Origin of the sequence: Neisseria mucosa, assembly GCF_013267835.1 — a bacterium.
GTDB lineage: Bacteria > Pseudomonadota > Gammaproteobacteria > Burkholderiales > Neisseriaceae > Neisseria.
In genome coordinates, this window is the sequence record NZ_CP053939.1 from 1,904,511 (window position 1) to 1,924,407 (window position 19,897).

Consider the following 19,897-nt stretch of genomic DNA (forward strand, 5'->3'; position numbering starts at 1 on the left):
TCAGACGGCCTTTAATGCAGGCATAAACGCGTTTATTTCACTTGCGCCATATATTTTTTCAGACGGCCTTTGCTTTGCATGGCGCGGTTTTCCATTTCATCGACAACGGCTTGCGCTTTGGCTTTGTTCACCGGCTTGCCGACCTGAATCACGCCGCTCATGTTCATCATGCGGTGCGGCGGGCAGGTATAGACGTATACGCCTTCCTTGTCGAGTTTGAGGGTGAAGTCTTTGCCGTCTTCGGAGAGGAAGTCGGCAACGCCCTCGGGCAGGGCTTTGCTTTGCACCCAGTGTCCGCTGTTGGCGGCTTTGAAGGTAACAGTGTCGCCGACTTTGGCGTTGACGTAGCCGGGTTCGAACACCATGCTGCCGTCTTTGCCGTTGTCGAGCATTTTAACTTCGTGGTTGGCGGCGTATGCGCCGAGGGAAGCGGTCAGCATGAGGAGGAAGAGGGATTTTTTCATGGGGGAGTCCTTTCTAAGGATAAAAATATGGGTCGGGCTGATGAGTCGGAGAGGCAAGCCTTGGGCTTACCGCCCTCTCCCTAACCCTCTCCCGCGGGAGAGGGGATAAGTTGCAGGGAGAGCGCAGACTGGATGCTCAATCCGACATTTCAGAAACGGTTAAGTTACGCACTCTGCCGCATCGGGCGGATAACGGGCAGGCCCTTGCTGTCGTATAAGAGTTCGATATCCACTTTATATAGCCTACCTATCATGTCCGCCTGCAACACGTCCTGCGGCGCGCCCTGCGCCTGTACTTTGCCTTCGCCGAGCAAAATCACGCCGTCTGAAAACTGCGCGGCGAGGCTCAAATCGTGCAAGACCATCAGCGTAACCAGATTGTGTTCGTGCGTGTATTGCACCACGCGCTCCAAGAGGTTCAACTGGTGGTGCATATCCAGCGCGCTGACCGGTTCGTCCAGCATCAGGATTTCGGGGCGGCGCAGCATGACTTGGGCAAACATCACAAGCTGCCGCTGTCCGCCGGAAAGCCGCATGACGTCGCGGTGCGCCAAGTGGCTGATGCCCAGCTCCGCCATGATACTTGCGGCTTCGTGCAGCAGTTCGTCGCCGACGTGCATGTGCAGCGCGTCCATGCGGCCGAGCAGCACGACTTCCAGCGCGGTCAGCGAGGCTTCGGCGGCGGTGTCCTGCGACATATAGCCTATGCGTTTGCGCCAGCTTTGCAGGTGGATTTTGCTCAACATTTCGTCGCCGTAGCGGATGGTGCCTTTGTGCGCCACTTCGCCGAAAATCGTTTTCATCAGCGAGGATTTGCCCGTGCCGTTCGGGCCGAGCACGGAATAGACTTTGCCTTGTTCCAGCGTCAAATCGATACTGTCGGCGACCACATAATCGCCGCGCCGGATGTGTACGTTTTCAAGTTTCAACATTTCAGACGGCCTATCGTTTCGTTAATACAATCCAGAAGAAGAACGGCACGCCGACAAACGACGTAACGATGCCGACCGGAAACAGCGCGCCGGGGATAATTACCTTGGACAACACGCTCGCCACCGATAAAAACGCCGCCCCCGCCAGCATTGCGCCGGGCAGGAAGAAACGTTGGTCTTCGCCCAAAAGAATCCGCGCCACATGCGGCGCGACCAAGCCGATAAAGCCGATCACGCCGACGAAACTGATTGCCGTCGCCGTCATCACCGCCACCAACACCAGCGTTTTCAGGCGCAAAAGTTGCAGATTGATGCCCAGCCCGACGGCGCGTTCCTCGCCCAAGCGCAACGCGGTCAGCTTCCACACGTCGCGCGAAAGCAGAAACACGCATACCGCCGTAACCGCCGCCGTAACGATGACCGTCTCCCAAGTCGCCTTGGTCAAACTGCCGAACAGCCAAAACAGAATCTGCTGCGAAATCTCAGGCGCGGCAATAAATTGAATCAGCGACAAAATCGACTGAAACAGAAACAACAGCGCAATCCCCACCAGCACCAGCATCGCCGAGTTGAAGCGGCGCGCCGAGGCAAACAGAAACAAGATGCCCGAAGCCAGCATGGTCATCACAAACGCACCAATGGGGACGGCTACTGTTTCAGGCAACCCGAAACCGCCGAACGCAATCACCACCGACGCGCCCAAACCTGCCGCCGCCGCCAAGCCCAGCGTATAAGGGCTGGCCATCGGGTTGTTCAAGAGCGTTTGAATTTCCGCACCGCCGACGCCTAAAGCCGCACCGACCACCAGCGCCATTACCGCAATCGGCAGGCGCAAATCCATCACAATCAGGCGGTTCATTTCATCGACTTCGGGTTTGCCCAGCAAAACATTGACCACTTCGCCGACCGGCAGTGTGTCCGTCATCGCCGGGCCGGTGGCGATGTCGAATAGGAAACTGACCGCCGCGATGATTAAAAACATCAAAACAATCAACCAACGCTTGCTTTCCAACTTGCGCTGGTTTTTCACAATCTCGGCGACAACCGAATCATTCATGTTTCAAACCTTTAAAAAAGAGTGTTGTGAAAGGGGAGAACGGGTTTGCCTTTTTCTTCCGCAAAAATTTCAGACGGCCTTCCGATTTAAAAGGCCGTCTGAAAATCTAAACTACCTTATTGTCCTTTCGGATACAGGTAGAACGTACCGTTCGGTACAACCGGCAGGTTTTGGCGGTAGAAGTCCAGATAGGTTTTCTCAGGGTTGAAATCCTTAAACAACTGCGGATAAATCGCTTTGGCCATAAACTGAATCGACGCGCTGTCGGACAGCGTGCGCGAGTTGGCGTGGTAGGCAGCGTAGAGGCGGTTGTTTTTAATCGCAGGCAGGTTGGCCCAGCCGGCGCGTTTGGCAAAACCGGCCAAGCGTTTTTCCGCTTCGGCTTTCGGAATGCCCCAGCCCATCACCATGGCGGCAGGGTTTTTCTTCAATTCGGTTTCACGGCCGGTAATCACGATAACGTCAGGTTTGGCAGCCAATACTTTTTCAGGATTGATCGGGCCGTAGAATTCGACCGAAGAGGCGGCGATATTGTTGCCGCCGACCAGTGTCGCCATCGAACCCCACATGCTCTTGCCGAAGGTAACGCTGTGCTCGGCAGGGCCTTTGTTGCCGAACTCGACATAGACTTTAGGCTTGGGCAGGTTGGCTTTTTGCACGCGCGCCTGGATGGTGTCGGCAACGCGTTTGTAGTCTGCCGCCAGTTTGTCGGCTTTTTGCTGCTGGCCGGTCAGCGTGCCGATGAGTTTGGTCGATTGAACGTGTTTGGCGACCGTTTGCGCGTTGTAGTCCAACACGACGATGGGGATACCGGCTTTGTTGATGCGGTCAAGATCGGAACCCAAAGCCTTGTATTGCCATTCGGCCAAAACCAGCAAATCGGGTTTCAGCGCCAATACTTTCTCAATCGAGAAAGTGCCGACTTCCACTTCGCCCACGTCGGTCAGCTGATTCAGTTTAGGCACGGCTTTGCTGAATGCCGCCCAGCTTGGCGGCGCCCAGTCGGCCCAAACTGCTTTGGAGAAACCGACGACGTTGTCCAGCGCGGTTTTACCGCCGATTGCCATGTAGTCTTGGTAGTAGAAGCCCAAAACCACGCGCTTGGCAGGCAGGTCGACGGTTACCTTACGGCCGACGGTATCGGTCAGCTGAACCGGTTTGGCAAAAGCGGATACGGAGCCGACTGATAAAGCTGCGGCGGCAATCAAAGCAGAAAATTGCGTAAATCTCATGAATTATTCCTTTAAAATATTATGATAACCATTATCTTTTTATAAATTTACAAGGTATTGAATCTTTTTTCAAGTGAAACGAGTGAGTAGACATATTTCGAAATAAAAAGTTGCATCATTAAAACAAATGGATAGTATTTATATAGGGCTTGGGTGTACTGAAGACCTAGTTAAAAGGAATGATATGGGGTACCTAAATCCATAGTGGACAGTAGCTGAAATGGATAGGCAAAGGGTTTTTTATTGCAAAAAATAAAAGGTATCCGGTTGAATACAGCAGGCCGTCTGAAACCTTGCGATTCGGGGTTCAGACGGCCTTTGGTGTGGGCATAAAAGTTTTATTTCACTTGCGCCCTATATTTTTCAGACGGCCTGTAAGCAGTGTTTGAAAAAAGTGAAAAAGGTTGGTTTTTGAAATGGCGAAATAGGGAAGAAGGGAGCTTGAGGGAGAATCGGGTGTAAGCCCAAAATGGGGACAAATAAAAGGGCGTGTATCGAAACACGCCCTTGTTAGAGGTTCAGACGGCCTGCGATTCCGCCTGTTCGCTTTGGTTGAGGATTTTAATCAGCTTCTCGGTTTTTTCCGGGTCTTCGCAGCGCAGGATTTTGGCGGCATCGTTTTCGAGATGGCCGGTGTGGCTGTGCAGGATGATGTTTTTAACCGAAAGCAGGTTGTTGGGGTTCATGGAGAAGCGGCGCAGACCCATGCCGAGCAACAGTCGGGTGAAGACGGTATCGCCGGCCATTTCGCCGCAGATGGATACGCCTTTTTCCATGCGGTTTGCCGTGCGGATGATGTGTTGCAGCGTTTTGAGAACGGCAGGGTGGCCGGGTTGGTAAAGGTGGCTGACGCTGTCGTCGCCGCGGTCGACCGACAAGAGGTATTGAATCAGGTCGTTGGTGCCGACGGAGATGAAATCGACGAGCTTGAGGATGCTGCCGACGGTCATGGCGGCGGACGGGATTTCAATCATGCAGCCGATGCTGACCGGGCCGAAGGCTTCGTCGCGTTCGGCGAGTTGGCGTTGGGCCGTGTCCAGATGGATAAGGCATTGGCGCACTTCGGAAATGGATGTAATCATCGGCCACATCATGCGCACGGGGCCGTGTGCGGCGGCGCGGAGGATGGCGCGCATTTGGGTGCGGAACATGACCGGCTCGGCGAGACACAGGCGGATGCCGGTCAGGCCGAGTGCGGGGTTGAGGCTGCCGTTGGGCGAGCTGTTTTGGCCGAACCAGCGCGGATTTTTATCGACACCCAAATCGACGGTGCGGATGGTGATGCTTTTGCCTTTCATCTTTTTCACAATCGCGCTATACACTTCGTATTGCTCGTCTTCAGACGGCATGGTGTCGCGGTTGAGATAAAGAAATTCGCTGCGGAACAGGCCGACGCCGTCTGCGCCGAAGTTGTGCAGGGCTTTGATGTCTTCGGCGGATTCGATGTTGGCGAGCAACTCAATGTTGATGCCGTCGGCCGTGGTGGCGGCGGTTTTTTTGATTTTGTTGAGTTCGCGCTTGTGGCTGCGGTATTCGCGGGCGAGGCGGCGGTATTCGTTGAGGACGACTTCGTCGGGATCGATGATGAGGGTGCCGTTGATGCCGTCGACGATGACGATTTCGTTTTCAGTGATGAGTTTGCGGGCGTTGTGCAGGCCGATGACGGACGGGATGTCGAGGCTGCGGCCTAAGATGGCGGTGTGGCTGGTCGGGCCGCCGGCATCGGTCACGAAGGCGGTAATGTGCTGCTCTTTGAACAATACGGTATCGGCAGGCGAGAGGTCGTGCGCGATGAGGACGGTGTCGTCAAACAGGTTGCCGGCGAGGTTAAGTTCGTTGCTTTGGCCGACAAGGTTGTTGTGGATACGGCGGACGACTTGGAGCATGTCCTGTTTGCGTTCGCGCAGGTAGTCGTCGTCGATGCTGTCGAACTGGGCGGCAAGCTTGTCGCTTTGCAGTTTCAAAGCCCATTCGGCGTTGATTTTCTGCTCGCGCAAAATGTCGATGGGTTCGCGCGAGAGGGTGACGTCGGTCAGCAGCATCAGGTGCAGGGAGATGAACGCGCCCAATTCGGTCGGGGCGTTTTCGGGAATCGCGCTGCGCAATTGTTCCAGTTCTTTGCGTGTGGCTTTGATGGCGTTGTCGAAACGGGCGACTTCGGCCTCGAGCTTGTCGGGATCGATGTCGTATTGGGGAACTTCCGCCGCGCCGCGCGTGATGAGGTGGGCGTGGCCGATGGCGATGCCTTTGCCTGCGGCCACACCGTGTAGGACGATGCTCATTATTCGCCCTCGCCGAAGTAGTCGTTGATGAGGTCGGTCAACGCCTGCATGGCGGCGGCTTCGTCTGCGCCGTCTGTTTCCAGCTCAATCACGGTGCCTTTGGCGGCGGCCAGCATCATCAGGCCCATGATGCTTTTGCCGTTGACGCGGTTGCCGTTTTTGGTGACCCAGACTTCGCTTTGGAATTGGGAGGCGGTTTGGGTGAATTTGCTGGAGGCGCGCGCGTGCAGGCCGAGTTTGTTGATGATTTCGATTTCTTGTTTGAGCATGGATTTCCCCTAATGGTTGTAAAGTGAATGGTTTCAGACGGCCTTAGCCGTTTTCTTTGCACACCAGGTCTTCGGGTGCGGATGTAATGGCGAAAATGCCCCGGATGGCGGCTTCTTTGACGGTTTCGGTGAAGTCGGAGAGGTTTTCGGCTTGTGATGAGTATTGGATGGCTTTAATCATCATCGGGGCGTTGAGGCCGGTCAGGATGGCGGATTTATTTTCGCGCACCAGCCGGCGTGCGGCGTTGCACGGGGTGGCGCCGAAGATGTCGGTCATGATCAGTACGCCGCGGTTGTCGGGAAATTCCTGCAAGGCGGCGATGGCGTTGTTGATGATGTCGTTTTGGTCTTCATTGGGTTGAACGCCGAGAATACGGACGTTTTCGGGAAAGCCGTTGGGGAAGAAATGGTGGGTCAGCCCTTGGTAGGCTTCGCCTATGGTTTCGTGCGTGATGATAAGCAGGCCGATCATGATGTGTTCCTAGTGTTGGTTTGAGGCCGTCTGAAAACCTTTCAGACGGCCTTGGTTTTATTTGTTGTTTAAGGCGTAGATTTCGCCGAGGTTGCGCCAGCAGCCGGCGGCATCCATGCCGTAGCCGAAGACGTAGCGGTTGGGCACGTCCAAACCGATATAGTCGGCTTGGGTCGGTTTTTCTTTGTCGATCAGCTTGTTGGCAAATACGGCCGCACGGCAGCTTGCCGCGCCCATTTCCAACAGTTTTTCCTGAATGGCGGCCATGGTGTGGCCTTCGTCCAAGATGTCGTCCAAAACGACGACATGACGGCCTTTGATTTGCTCGGGGTCGGGCATGCGTTTCCAGTTGAACGCGCCGCCTGCGAGTTTATCGCCGTAGCGGGAAACGTGGACGTAGTCAAAGTCCAGAGGGAAGCGCAACAGCGGCAGCAGCTGTCCTGTAAACACCACCGCGCCACCCATGACAGGCAGCAGCAGGGGATATTTGTCGGCCAAGTCGCGGGTGATGTCGTCGGCAACTTTTTGCAGGGCCGCGCGGCATTGTTCTTGGTCAAACAGCAAGTCGGCATTGTCCAGCATGGCTTGGGTTTCAAGGCGTTTGGTTTCTAAGTCGGTCATGATAGGTCGTGTTGGGTACGGTTAAAAACAAATTATATAGCGGATTCAATCAATTTTCGATACAGGCCGCAATGGCGCATGGGAAGGGAGGATTAGGGCCAAACGCGTTCAGACGGCCTTTTGCCCTTCCGCTTCGTCCACCAGCAAAAATGCCGCCAAAGCCAAAGCGGTCAATACCGCCGTCAACACCATCGCCCGTCCGTAATTGTCCGCACCGGCGCGCCCGAGATAATCGTAAATCAAGGTGGTCAGCGTCTGCCATTCGGGGCGAGACAGGAACAATGTGGCCGCAAATTCGCCGATACACGTTGCCGAAGCCAAAGTCAGGCCGCGCCGCAAAGCCGGTTTCAATAAAGGCGCGGTTACATAACAGGCCGTCTGAAAACCGTTTGCGCCCATGGTGCGCGCCGCCGCCGCGTAATCTTTGGGCAAACCGTCCCACGCGGCCAGTACGTCTTTGGCCACAAACGGATACGCCAACAGCGCGTAAGTCGCCGTCAGCAGCCACAGCGAAGCCGTCCACTGCGGATAGAGCAACAATACGCCGAACGCGATGCACACGGGCGACACCATAAACGGCAAAAACATCAGCGCGCGCAACCACGCCATTTGCCGTGCCGCCGCCGCATACAGCACGCCCAAAACCGTCGCCGCCGCCACCGCTGCCGCAGAGAAACGGATCGTGTTCCACGCAGCCGCCCACGTTTGCGCTTCCAGCAAAACCACCCACGAAGAGCCTGCCGCTGCCGCCTTGAGCCACACTGCCGCCAAAGGCAGCAGGCAGCACAGCACCAACATGGCCAATACCGTTGCCGTCAGCCATTTTTCCCAAGCCCGTACCGGCGCGCGCGGAGGCAAAGGTGAGACCGACTTATCCACCGCCACGCGCTTACTCCAATACGCATACAAACCGCCTGCCGCCGCCGTAGCCGCCAGCACCAGCCACACCAACACCGACGCACGCGCCATGTCCAACTCATACGCCACCAGCCGGTAGATTTCCACTTCCACCGTTGCAAAACGCTCGCCGCCGAGCAGCAAGGCCAGCCCGAAGCCTGAAAAACAATATAAAAACACCAAGCACGCGCCGCCGACGACCCATGCACGCACCACCGGCCATTCGACCCAGACAAACCGCCGCCACGCGTCCGCGCCCAACGATTGCGCCGAGAGCAACCGCGCCTGCGGCACACGCACAAATCCCTGATACGCCGAGCGCACCAAAACCGGCAGGTTGAAAAACACATTGCCGTAAATCAGCAGCCACGGCGTGTCCTGCCAACCTGCCGCCAGTATGCCGTGTGCGCCAAACAAGGCCAGTACGCCCATGCCTGCCACCAAAGTCGGCATCACAAAAGGCAGCATCAGCAGGCGCAAAACCGTGCGCCGTCCGGCAAAGTCCATCCGCGCCAGCACCCACGCCGCAGGTACGCCCAAAGCTGTAACCAAGACGCAGGTCAAAACTGCCTGCGCCACCGTCCAGCCCAAGCGCAGGCGCATATAGTCATCAGCCACCACTTCCGCCCAAGCGCCCTCGCCGTCGTAAAACGCCAGCGACAGCAAAGGCGCGGCCACCATGACCGCCAAGAAACCCAAAGGCAGAAGCAACAGCGCACACCGCCGAATCCAAACCTGCATCGATGCGTACCCGAGAATAAAAACGCCTATTTTAGCCCGAGTTCGGCATAGAAGGTGGTATTCCTGCCCTTGTTTTCAGACGGCCTGGGCAGCCTTACGGATAAAACCGCCGTTTCTTCAGATTTTCCAAACATTTACGAAATCCCTTCAAAAAGACAACATAATTGGTTGGGCATTTTTGTTACAATGTCGCCGATTCAAAAAAACAAACAAATCAAAAACAAGGAAACATTATGACCGCTACACGTCCACAAACCTACGATGCCGTCGCGCGCGCGTTGCACTGGCTGACCGTACTCGGTTTCATCGGCATCCTCTCCACCATTACCGTTTGGACCATCTACGATGGCGAAGAATGGGTCAAATCGCTCTTCGGCGTGCATAAATCCATCGGTTTCATCACGCTGCTGGTGATTGCCGTGCGTATTGTTTGGGCTTTGCTCAATGCATCCAAACGTCCTGCCGCCGACAGCTTTGCCGCCAAAGCAGGCCACCTTGCCCTTTACGTCCTCATGCTTGCCGTTCCCGTTATCGGCATGATCCGCCAATACGGCGGCGGCCGCGGCCCGTTGAAAGTATTCGGTGTCGAAGTGATGCAGGGTTCGCCAGAGAAAATCGAATGGATGTCCAACCTCGGCAATATGGCGCACGGCAAACTCGGCTGGCTGCTTTTTGCGCTTGTCGCCGGCCACATCGCCATGGTTGTTGTCCACCGCATTCAAGGCCACGACGTTTTGTACCGCATGATCGGCCGCCGTTCTTAAGTGTAAAACGGTAAACAGCCAAGGCCGTCTGAAAACAGTTTGACCAAGCAGAAACTGTTTTCAGACGGCCTTTTTGTATTTGTGTTAATCTGCAAAAGTAGGGCAGGCATTTTGCCTGACGTTGTCTAAATACTGTAAACCATACCGAGAAACACCATGACTGCTCCCATTCTCGCCATCACTTCCGGCGAACCGGCCGGCATCGGCCCCGACATCTGCCTCGATTTGGCTTTCGCCGACCTTCCTTGCCGCCCCGTTGTTTTGTGCGACAAAAACCTGTTGGCGCAAAGGGCCGAACAGCTTGGCAAGTCCGTCATCTTGCGCGACTTTCAAGCCCAAGCGGCTGAACCGTTGCCTAAGGGCGAACTCGAAGTCCTGCATATTCCTTTAGATGCCGAGTGTCGGGCAGGCGAACTCAATCCTGTCAATGCCGCGTATGTCCTCCGGCTGCTGGATACGGCGTATCAGGGCATTTCAGACGGCCTGTTTGCCGGTATGGTAACCGCGCCGCTGCACAAAGGCATCATCAACGATGCCCACGCAGGCAACGGCTTTTTCAGCGGCCATACCGAATACCTCGCCGAAAAAAGCCATACCGAACAAGTCGTCATGATGTTGACCGGCGGCGGCCTGCGTGTGGCGCTGGTGACCACCCATCTGCCGCTGAAAGACATTTCCGCCGCCATCACGAAGCCTTTAATCGAGTCGGTTGTCCGCATTCTTGAACACGACCTGCGCCATAAGTTCGGCATAGCCAAACCGGTCATCCTCGTTACCGGCCTCAATCCCCACGCCGGCGAAGGCGGCCATTTGGGACACGAAGAAATCGACACCATTATTCCGGCGCTTCATGCCCTGCAGGCCGAAGGCATAGACGCGCGCGGCCCTTATCCGGCCGATACCGTGTTCCAACCCTTCCTGCTTAAAGATGCCGATGCCGTCCTCGCCATGTATCACGACCAAGGCCTGCCGGTGCTCAAATACGCCGGTTTCGGCGAAGGCGTGAACATCACCCTCGGCCTGCCCTTTATCCGCACCTCCGTCGATCATGGCACGGCCTTGAATTTGGCAGGCACGGGCAAAGCCGATTCCGGCAGCCTGATGACCGCCGTCCTCGCCGCGCTCGATATGGCGCACAATATGCAGAAACAGGCCGTCTGAAACGTGGAGGTTAATTGTTTGCAGGCGTAATGTGTTCCTGTAACAGCATCATCAGGGATATTTGCCTGTCGGTTTGATGAAGCCGATAAATGTTTGGACAATAATCAGCGTTTTATTTGAAAAACGATATAAAAAAGGCCGTCTGAAGCTCCATGATTTGGGTTTCAGACGGCCTTTTGGTTTTTTGGTTTACCAAATTTCAGACAAAGTTTCTTTGACTTTGGCCTTCACTTCCGCACCGAAGCGGCGGCTGAGCATTTTGCTGAAATCGTCTTGCGGCGTGTAGTTGACCAGCTCGGGGGCTTTGACAACATCGCGGGCAACGCTGTAAATGCTGCCGAAGTCGTCAATCAGGCCGACTTGTTTGGCTTCTTTGCCGGTGTAGATGCGGCCGCTGAAAACGTCGGGATACTGTTTGTCTTTCAACCTTGCACCACGGCCGAGTTTGACGGCTTTGATGAATTCTTGGTGGATATCGCCCAACATGCTTTCCCAAATTTGGGTTTGCGCTGGGGTTTCAGGTGTGAAAGGGTCGCCCATGCCTTTGTTGCTGCCGGCGGTTTTCAGACGGCGTTTGACACCGGCTTTGTCCATCAGGCCGGTAAAGTCGAAACCGCCGCCGATCACACCGATGCTGCCGACAATACTGGAAGGGTCGGCGTAGATTTTGTCGGCTGCGGCGGCAATGTAGTAGCAGCCGGAAGCGCACATGTCTTCGGCAACGAGGTAAACAGGGATGTCTTTGTGTTCGGCTTTGAGGCGGCGGACTTCGTTAAAGGCCGTGTTGGACACGACAGGCGAACCGCCGGGGCTGTTGGCGCGGATGATGATGGCTTTGGCGTTGCCGTTTTCGTAGGCGGCTTCCATGCTGTCGCGCAGGATTTGGACTTGGTCGTCGATGTCGTTGCCGATTTCGCCGGTCAGGTCGATAACGGCGGTGTGTTCGCTGCGGGCTTGGACCGACGTGGTTTTTCCTTCTTCTTCCGCAAGGCCGAAAATCAGGCTGAGGAAGATGAGGACGGCGACGCCGCGCCAGATGTTGCGCCAAATGCGGGCGCGGCGTTGTTCTTGGTAGGCGGCGAGGAGGACTTCGCGCAGGGTGTTGCGCTCCCAGTTGTCGACGGGGGTGGAGGCTGAAGAGGGTGTGTTTTGGGCATCGCCTTCACGGTGGATTCGGTATTGCATGATGTGATGTACTTTCGTGCAGGCCGTCTGAATGTTCAGACGGCCTGATCGGTTTTAGTTGATGGAATAGCCGCGCAGGTATTGCGTGCGTTCGCGGGTCATGCGGGTTTCACACTGCAGGCGCAGGTATTCTGCTTGTGCAGCGTTGTCTGCAGACGCGGCGGCTTGTTGGCAGTTGAGTTTTTTGCTTTGAATCCAGGCGCGTTGCTCGCCGAGGATTTGTTGTTTGACGTCGCTGTCCATGCCGCCCCAGAGGTCGTTGATCTCGCCGTCCGCCTGACGGTTTTGCGCGCGCGCGTTGTCAAGTTCGCTTTGGCTGAGGCCGGGCGGCTCGTTGCGTTGGGTTTCATGGTCGGGGCGCAGGACTTCGTAATCTGAATCGTCGCCGTCATCGGTCAGGCCGGCAGCCTGGCTGGTGGCGTTGTTTTCAAGGATGTCTTGCGGATTGAGGGTGGGCGGTTCTTCCGTGTTTTGGTTTTGCAGCAGTTTGATGGCCTGCTCTTTGGACACGGGTTTGCCGTCTATCATGACGATGCTTTTCACGCCGTAGGGCAGCAGGGTGGCGGAAAGGGTTTGGGCGGTGGAACTCAGGGTATTGTCTTCGAAAACCGGTTTGCCGTCTTTGTCGGGGGTGTAGAGCAGGGTGGTGCTGAACGTGTTGTTTTCAAAGGTCAGGTTGCTGCCCATCAGTTTTTGTTCGAGCATGTCGGCCAACGGGGTGCTGCCGTAAATCAGCGGGCTGTTGTCTATGGCTGTTTTGAGGATGGTGTCGGGAATACGGATTTTGAGGTTGGCGCGGCAGATGGCTTTGCCGTCGTCTTCGGTTTCTTTGGGGTCTTCAAGCAGGGTTTCTAATTCGAGGCCGGCGGCGATGATTTTGTCGGCATCGACGAATTGGCGGTTGTCATTGCGGGCAAAGGAGCGCGCTTGTTGTTTGAGGGTGTCTTCGATGGTGGTACGGATGTTTTGCAGTGTGGCCGGTTGGGCGCAATCAAGTGCGGCTTTGGGCTCTTCTTTGCTGCATGCGGCAAGCAGAATCGTGCTTAAAATCAATACGGAAGCGGTTTTTTTGTACATGTGTACTCCTGAAGGTGACGGCCTTTCAGACGGCCTGACGTGCCTATCATAGCAAAAGCACTTGCTGCAAGTAAATGCGGCAAGTGCTTTTCTATGTCGGACGTATCAGCCTTTGATGACGCTGACGAAGCCGGAGAGGATGGCGGCGTTGAGCAGGTCAACGAAGAACGCGCCCACCATAGGCACAATCAAGAAGGCTTTGTGCGAAGGGCCGAAAGTTTGGGTAATGGACTGCATGTTGGCAACGGCAGTCGGGGTGGCGCCCAAACCGAAGCCGCAGTGGCCGGCTGCCAAGACGGCGGCGTCGTAGTCGCGGCCCATGAAGACGTAGGTAACGAAGGTTGCGTACAGAATCATCACGACGGTTTGTACGGCCAGGATGATGGTTACCGGGCCTGCCAGACCGGTCAATTCCCACAGTTTCAGGTTCAAAAGAGCCATGGCGAGGAAGAGCGACAGGGAGGCGTTACCGAATACGTCGATGGCGCGGTCGAACATATTGACTTTGAAGGTTGCAGTCAGGACGTTGCGGATGACCACGCCGGCAAACAGACACCATACGAATTTAGGCAGGTCGAAGAAGGCTTTGTCGTAGCCGTCGACGATTTCGGCAAAAGCCAAACATGCGGCAAACATCGCGAGTGTTTCGACAGCGGAGTCAGCCGTAATCAGACGGGTACGTTGTGCTTTTTCGAAGACGTCGTCGGTTTGGTCGTTGTCAACTGGTTTTTTATTTGTTTCCAGAGGTTTGCGACCCATTTTGTTGATCAGGCGACGGGCAACGGGACCGCCGATCAGGCCGCCGAATACCAGGCCGAAGGTGGCGGAAGCCATACCCAATCCGGTAGCGCCGGTCAGGCCGAATTTGCTTTCAAAGTCAGGACCCCATGCGCCGGCTGTACCGTGACCGCCGGTCAGGGTAATCGAACCGGTAATCAGGCCAATCAGCGGATCCAAGCCCAATGCGCTCGCCAAGCCGACACCGACGAAGTTTTGGACGATGATGAATGCACCCACCACGGCGGTAAAGATAACCAAAGGCAGGCCGCCCGCTTTCAAACGGGAGAAGTCCGCGCTCAAACCGATGGATGTAAAGAAGATGAGCATGAACGCATCTTGCAGCGGTTTTTCAAATTTGAAGCTGACGCCGTAGGCTTCGTGCAGGGCGAACAGGACGATAGCGGCAACCAGACCGCCGGCGACCGGCTCGGGAATATTGAAGTCTCGTAAGAATTTGATTTTTTGAACCAGAAATTTACCAACCAGCAACACGAGCGTGGCGGCAATCAGTGTGTAATAACTGTTGAATTCCCATTCCATGTTGTTTCACCTCCTAGAAATGTTTTTCCGAGTATCCGTTTCTTTCCGGATGCAGTGTGTTTCAACGCTTGGCGTTATCCGCCGAGTGTCATGGTATTGATGCGCGGACAAGGTGTTTCCGAAAAGAAATGAAAACGATGGCTTGTCCGTGAAAAATAACTGGCAAATATTAGGGGAATAGTTAAAGATTGTCAAAAAATGCGTGTGTAAATCTTTTCAGACGGCCTTTTTCCCGATGGCATGATGCGCTTCGCGGCGCCATTGTTCCAAGAGGGATGTTAATAACCCGGCCGAGGTATGCCCGTTGCCGATGGCGGCCTGCAGCCAGTAGCAGGCAGTCGGGACATGGCAGCTTACACCTTGCCCGTGATAGTAAAAACAGGCGAGGTGGTATTGGGCGGAAGGGTGGTTTTGTTCGGCAGCAATGGCGTACCAGTGGGCGGCCGCCCGAGGGTCTTGCGCCGTGCCGAGGCCGTAATGGTAGATGCGGCCCAAGGCTGCCGCCGCGTTTTTGTGGTGGAATTCGGCCGCTTCCATGTAATTTTTGCGCGCGGCATTGTAGTCGGCAGGACGGCCGATGGCGCGGGCCTGTGCTTCCGCCAAGCGATATGCGGTCTCGGTTTGTTGCTGTTGCAGGGCGGCTGTTTTGATTTGTTCGTATTGTTGCGGATGGTACAGCGCGGCATCGCTGACAAGTTTTTGTGCGGCGGCGGCAGAACCCAGCGTAGCGGCACGGTGGTAGTAATCATGTGCGACATGGTTGTCGGCTTTGATGCCGAGGCCGTAGCGGTAGAGGTCGCCCATGATTTTCAGGGCTTCGGGATGGTTTTTCTCGGCGGCGGCTTTGGCGTAGCGTGCCGCTTGGAACGGGTCTCGTTCGGAAAGTTCGCCGGTCAGGGCGTATTGGGCCAGCTTGGCTTGAGCTTCCGCTTGTTCCTTGTCGGCGGCACGACGATACCATTCCAAGGCTTCGGGTCGGCGTTGGGCGGCAAGAAGGTCGGCCAGCAGGGTTTGTGCGGCGATATGGCCGGCTTGCGCGGCTTGTTCGAGGTATTGTTCAGCTTGTGCGTGGTCGGGACTGATGCCTGTGCCGTAGAAGTAGATTTGACCGAGTTGCCAACAGGCGGCAGTCACGCCGAGGGCGGCCGCTTTTTCGTATTGTTCGACGGCTGTTGCAACGTCGCCTTGGCGTTGATGATGGCGCGCCAGATGGTAATACGCGGGCGCGGCATATCGGGCGGCGGCAAGCTCCGCCCAGTAGAGGGATTGTGGGTCGTTACGTTGCGCGTGGTAACGCATGAGGATTAATTGGGCTTCTGGGTGTCCCTGCTCACCCAGCCAAGCATATTCGTTGAGGAGCTGTCCGGTCGGGGTGCCGTTGTGTTCGCGCTGTTGCAGCAGGGAGAAGAGTGCTTTGGGATGGCGTTGGGCCGCGGCGGCTTCCAACCATGAAAGTGCCTGCTCCGGTTGGCCGTTTTGCAGCAGATGGTTGCCCAATACGAAAGCAGCTTCCGCATAACCCTGCTCTGCCGCCTGTTGCAACAGGGGCAGGGCTTGGGCGGTATGGGATTGTTCCAAAAGGGCGGCGGCTTGCCGGTAGAGGATTTCAGGAGCGGCGGTCATGGTTTGCGGGCGGATAAAGTGGAAGACGGGTGCTGCGGCATATAGGCGGCGATGCCGGTCGATGGCTTTGTAAAAAATAGGATTTGGCACAGTTTTGCAGTTGCCTTAGCGGTCTGCCTTTAAAGATGTTTGGCTTGTTGTATTATTTTCCTGGGAAAACATCTCTATTCAGTACGTTACAAAGCTTTCGGCTTGAGTCGGCATGCGTTCATGACAGCTTGGTCATTATACTGTTTTTGTAATTTATTGTTAATGATAAATGCGGTTTTTTATGGTTTGTTTACATGACGGTGTTAGGGGATTGATTGTTTCAGGCCGTCTGAAAAACATTTCAGACGGCCTGAATTATTTTTGCTAAGTCAGGTTGTCAGAGTGGAAGAGTCAGAGGTTTTTTTGTCAGGGAAAAACACCTGGCTGTAGAAGTTGCCGTTAATTTGGGTTACGTTGAGGTGGTACATACGGTAGGCATGGAACAGGTCGCTGTCAGGCGGCGTCGGATGATTCCAAAATTCTGCCAAGGTATTTTGGTCGGTTATGCCGGGAATGTCGTAATGGGCGCGGCCGAGGACTTTGACAGGCATGTTGTGGATCAAGCCGGACAGGCCGCTGGTGCTGTTGATGGTAACCATGCCGAGGCCGTGGCGCAGGAAAACGGGCAGGGGGACGTCGTGGACGTAAGTGATACGGCCTTTGAGTTTGGGGTGTTTTTTGATAAAGCGCTTGATGTCGCGCGAGTAGTCGATAAAGCCTCGGTCCATCGGATGATGCTTGATGATGAGGTTGGTATCGGCAGGCGCATGCGCGGCAAAGGAGGCTAAAACATGGAGCAGGAAGCTGCGGACACTGGAAAAGTCGCAATGGATACGGACTTGGCTGTCGTTGAATACCTGCAAGGGAACAATAAAAAATTTGCCGTATTTGCCCGCCTCCACGCGTTTGGCGATTTGGATGTCTTCGATATAGTAGTTCAAACGCTTGAGGATGGAGATCGACCACAGTTTGAGGTAATGGCCGGCATTGGATGCGCGGTGGTGGATGTAGTTCGGGTATTTGTTCGGGTTGCGGAACAATTCGATATAGTAACGGACGGCGTTTTTGGCCATGGGCGTAAACCCGCCGCGTACCGGTGTCGGCGCTTTGTATTCTTGCTGGGCCAGTTTGGGGAATTGTTCCAGAAAAAAGTCGGCACGGCGCGGCAACGGAGAAAATGCGTTGACGCCGTCTTTTTCTAAGGTGATGTAGTAGGGGCGGAAATAGCCTTCTTCAAATACCCAGAAACTGGCTTGGTTTTCGTTTGCAATTCGTTTGGCCAGGAGATGGTAGGGACGTGTGTCGCCAAAGCAGACAACGGCCTGGATGTGATGTTGAACGATGTATTTTTGCAAAAACTCAGGAAAGGCATCGTAGCTGTCGTTAAATGCAACGGTATGCGCTTGAGTAGGCGGATAAAAATAGTCGTCGCCTGCATTAAAGTTGAATTTATGTACGGTTTTACCGTTTGCGGTCAGCCAGCCGGCGAGGCGCTGAAAAAAATCGCCGACAGGGCCTTGAAGCAGCAGGATGTTTTCTGCGCTTTCAAGCAGGCTTTGCAGGTTGTTTTGGAGGACGGGCTGTTTCATGTCGCAATGTGATTTTGTTTTTTGTGTAATAGTTTTGGGTTGAACTTTTAAGCATACGCCAAGCGTATTAACGATGCAAAAGCAATGATGTCGCAATTGAAGCCGGTTTATGACATATTGTTAATTTTGATGGCATTTATTTAAAAGATCGATATAGTTGTTTGATTTTACCTAATTTTTTGGCAAAGTACCCACGATGTAATCCGTTGTTGTTTTTTTGCATATTTTTTTGTCGTATCAGGATTTGGGCTGCAGTTTCCGCATTGATGGCCTGATGGGTTTCGGGGTGGATGTAGTCGGGATAGTGGATGAGCGTGCCGGCAATCAGCTGCCAAAGCTCAAGCCTGCGGCTGCGGCGCGGAATGGGGAGCAGATCTTGGGTAAGCCCCCAGCCTGCGTAAAAAGGCAGACCGTAGCAGCTGACTTTTTTGCCGCGCAACAGGGCTTCAAAACCGGTCAGCGAAGTCATGGTGTGAACTTCGTCTGCGTGTTGGAGACAAGTCAGGATGTCGGCTTGTTCGGCAGTTTGGTCAGCATATCGTGCCGTATCTTCAGGGGAGATATGGCCGATACGGTTACCGCTGACTACATCGGGATGCGGTTTGTAGATGATATAGGCGTTGGGGTTTCGTTCGCGTACGGTACGGAGCAAATCCAGATTGCGGTAGATTTGGGGCGAACCGTAGCGGATAGACGCATCATCTTCAACCTGGCCGGGAACGAGGATTACGGTTTTGTCGGTTGACGGGGCGGTGAAGTCTGAGCTGCCGACGTTGTATTTGCTGATGTGGTTTTCGGTCAGCATTTTTTGCAGCTTCAAGGCCGTCTGAAAGTCTTGATCGTCGAAGTTTTGGTTTTGCAGGATGTGTTCAAGACGGGACGGGGTTTCGGCATTGAAATAAATGCCCATATCGTCGGTAACGAGCGACAGCGGCGGGACTAAATTAGAACCGAGTCCGACCGAGCGGATAAAGCCGTCTTCCATGCGCAGCAGGGGGATGTGGCGTTGTTCGGCAAAACGGACGATGGCCTCTTTGCCGTTGCCCCAGGCAAGGATGCGTGCATCGTCGGACAGTTTGACCCCGGCCAGTTTTTGGGTGGAAGAGATAAATTTCAGACGGCATGAAGGTACGTTAAAGAACGGTTTGGCAACCGCGCGTTTCCACAAAGACATGCCGACGCAATATAACTCGCCACGCAATTTGTCGTTTTTGCGTTTGACCGTCGCCAGATAGTCGATAACATCCAAGAGGCTGCCTGCTTCGCCGGTATTGGGGTTGAGATAGCGACTGTATTGCAGATAGGCTGCGGCGAAGAGTTGCAGCAAGTTGCGGGTGGCGCGGCGTTGGGTTTGGACAAGGCGGTTGATTTCAGGATGGCGGTCGTCGCTTACGCCCCATCCGGCATACCACGGCAGGCCGAAGGTGGTCAGCGGTTTGCCGCACAAAAGCGCCTCAAAACCCATTTGTGAGGTAACGCAATAAACTTTATCGACGTTTTGCAACAAAGAAATCGGATTGATGTCTTCTGCCAGAAGATGGACGCGGTGTTGCTGCGCCAGCCGGGTCAGATAGCCTTGTTTTTTGCCGCACAAAACATCGGGATGGGTTTTGACCCAGATATCGGCTTGCGGGTTTTCATTCAAGGTCGTCTGAAACATCAGTTCAAACGCAGAGGCGTCTGCGCTGCCATACTGGATAGCCATATCGCCGAAGGTTTGGTCGATGATGAGGACAGTTTCAGGCTTGGATGGGGAACGTAAAGGATGATCGTCTGAAAGTTCGGGCGCGTGGTTGTATTTGGATAGATGATGTCTCAGGATGAAATCCATCGCCTGCTGAGCCTGAGCCAAGGTTTCAGACGGCATGGTATCGGCGGCAAGAATCAGTTGTTCCAAACGCGAAGGACGCGTGGTGTCGTAGTAGATGCCGATATCGTCATAGACGATGGAGTAGGGCGGATAACCGACGACACCCAGTCCGACTGAACGTAAAAAGCCGTCTTCAAGATTGAGCAGGGGCAATCTTAAGATATGTGCTAATTTTCTGCGTTTGGGATGTTTCTTGCCCCAAAATACTGCGGTCTTATCCGTTGAAATTTTGTCTAAAAATTTGGTTAGCAAGAGACGTTGTTTAAATAGGCCGAATGTTGAAAAAATCATTTAAATTATTATGTTATCTA

General features: G+C 54.6%; 17 protein-coding genes. 2 read left to right on the forward strand and 15 right to left on the reverse strand.

What is annotated here, in order from left to right; all coding sequences use genetic code 11:
- Positions 1-32: 32 nt before the first annotated feature.
- The 9 genes from FOC66_RS09110 to FOC66_RS09150 all read right to left on the reverse strand — a co-directional run bounded on the left by FOC66_RS09110 (position 33) and on the right by FOC66_RS09150 (position 8,967).
- On the reverse strand, positions 33-464 hold the full coding sequence (locus tag FOC66_RS09110) for a plastocyanin/azurin family copper-binding protein (protein ID WP_003747929.1): 432 nt from the start codon (positions 462-464) through the stop codon (positions 33-35).
- Between the two features lie 164 nt (positions 465-628).
- A complete protein-coding gene (locus tag FOC66_RS09115) occupies positions 629-1,396 on the reverse strand; it encodes an ABC transporter ATP-binding protein (protein ID WP_003747931.1) in 768 nt (255 codons plus the stop codon).
- 10 nt (positions 1,397-1,406) lie between these two features.
- Positions 1,407-2,453: a FecCD family ABC transporter permease gene (locus tag FOC66_RS09120; RefSeq protein WP_003747933.1), complete on the reverse strand. Its 1,047-nt coding sequence runs from the start codon at positions 2,451-2,453 to the stop codon at positions 1,407-1,409.
- A gap of 116 nt (positions 2,454-2,569) precedes the next feature.
- On the reverse strand, positions 2,570-3,685 hold the full coding sequence (locus FOC66_RS09125; protein ID WP_003747935.1) for an ABC transporter substrate-binding protein: 1,116 nt from the start codon (positions 3,683-3,685) through the stop codon (positions 2,570-2,572).
- Positions 3,686-4,203: 518 nt separating this feature from the next.
- Positions 4,204-5,967: a phosphoenolpyruvate--protein phosphotransferase gene (ptsP, locus tag FOC66_RS09130; protein ID WP_003747937.1), complete on the reverse strand. Its 1,764-nt coding sequence runs from the start codon at positions 5,965-5,967 to the stop codon at positions 4,204-4,206.
- A complete protein-coding gene (locus tag FOC66_RS09135) occupies positions 5,967-6,236 on the reverse strand; it encodes an HPr family phosphocarrier protein (RefSeq protein ID WP_003747940.1) in 270 nt (89 codons plus the stop codon). Before FOC66_RS09135 ends, ptsP begins: the two co-directional genes overlap by 1 nt.
- Positions 6,237-6,279: 43 nt before the next feature.
- A complete protein-coding gene (locus FOC66_RS09140; RefSeq protein WP_003747942.1) occupies positions 6,280-6,708 on the reverse strand; it encodes a PTS sugar transporter subunit IIA in 429 nt (142 codons plus the stop codon).
- Between the two features lie 57 nt (positions 6,709-6,765).
- Complete coding sequence (locus FOC66_RS09145; RefSeq protein WP_003747943.1) at positions 6,766-7,329, reverse strand: hypoxanthine-guanine phosphoribosyltransferase; 564 nt, start codon at positions 7,327-7,329, stop codon at positions 6,766-6,768.
- Positions 7,330-7,437: 108 nt separating this feature from the next.
- Positions 7,438-8,967, reverse strand: coding sequence for an ABC transporter permease (locus FOC66_RS09150; RefSeq protein WP_036493927.1), 1,530 nt, complete (start codon positions 8,965-8,967; stop codon positions 7,438-7,440).
- Between the two features lie 233 nt (positions 8,968-9,200).
- Here FOC66_RS09150 and FOC66_RS09155 point away from each other — a divergent pair, with 233 nt between their 5' ends.
- Together FOC66_RS09155 and pdxA are read left to right on the forward strand one after the other, a co-directional pair.
- Positions 9,201-9,731 carry a cytochrome b gene (locus FOC66_RS09155; protein WP_003747948.1) on the forward strand — a complete coding sequence of 177 codons (531 nt, stop codon included), beginning with the start codon at positions 9,201-9,203 and terminating at the stop codon, positions 9,729-9,731.
- Between the two features lie 156 nt (positions 9,732-9,887).
- Positions 9,888-10,892, forward strand: coding sequence for a 4-hydroxythreonine-4-phosphate dehydrogenase PdxA (gene pdxA, locus FOC66_RS09160; protein WP_003747951.1), 1,005 nt, complete (start codon positions 9,888-9,890; stop codon positions 10,890-10,892).
- A gap of 189 nt (positions 10,893-11,081) precedes the next feature.
- Here the strand turns inward: pdxA and FOC66_RS09165 are convergent, their stop codons facing one another.
- From FOC66_RS09165 to FOC66_RS09190, 6 genes are all read right to left on the reverse strand, one after another.
- A complete protein-coding gene (locus tag FOC66_RS09165) occupies positions 11,082-12,077 on the reverse strand; it encodes a S49 family peptidase (protein ID WP_003747953.1) in 996 nt (331 codons plus the stop codon).
- A 54-nt stretch (positions 12,078-12,131) separates the two neighbouring features.
- Complete coding sequence (locus FOC66_RS09170; protein WP_003747955.1) at positions 12,132-13,154, reverse strand: lysozyme inhibitor LprI family protein; 1,023 nt, start codon at positions 13,152-13,154, stop codon at positions 12,132-12,134.
- A 105-nt stretch (positions 13,155-13,259) separates the two neighbouring features.
- Positions 13,260-14,474, reverse strand: coding sequence for a sodium/glutamate symporter (gltS, locus tag FOC66_RS09175; protein ID WP_003747957.1), 1,215 nt, complete (start codon positions 14,472-14,474; stop codon positions 13,260-13,262).
- 216 nt (positions 14,475-14,690) lie between these two features.
- Positions 14,691-16,097 (reverse strand): tetratricopeptide repeat protein, encoded by a 1,407-nt coding sequence (locus FOC66_RS09180; RefSeq protein WP_003747960.1) that lies wholly within the window; start codon positions 16,095-16,097, stop codon positions 14,691-14,693.
- A 359-nt stretch (positions 16,098-16,456) separates the two neighbouring features.
- The gene (locus tag FOC66_RS09185) at positions 16,457-17,716 is read right to left on the reverse strand and encodes a capsule biosynthesis protein (RefSeq protein WP_003747962.1); all 1,260 of its coding nucleotides are present in this window, start codon (positions 17,714-17,716) and stop codon (positions 16,457-16,459) included.
- 136 nt (positions 17,717-17,852) lie between these two features.
- Entirely contained in the window at positions 17,853-19,877 is a 2,025-nt protein-coding gene (locus FOC66_RS09190; RefSeq protein WP_003747963.1) for a capsular polysaccharide biosynthesis protein, read from the reverse strand.
- Between the last annotated feature and the right edge of the window lie 20 nt (positions 19,878-19,897).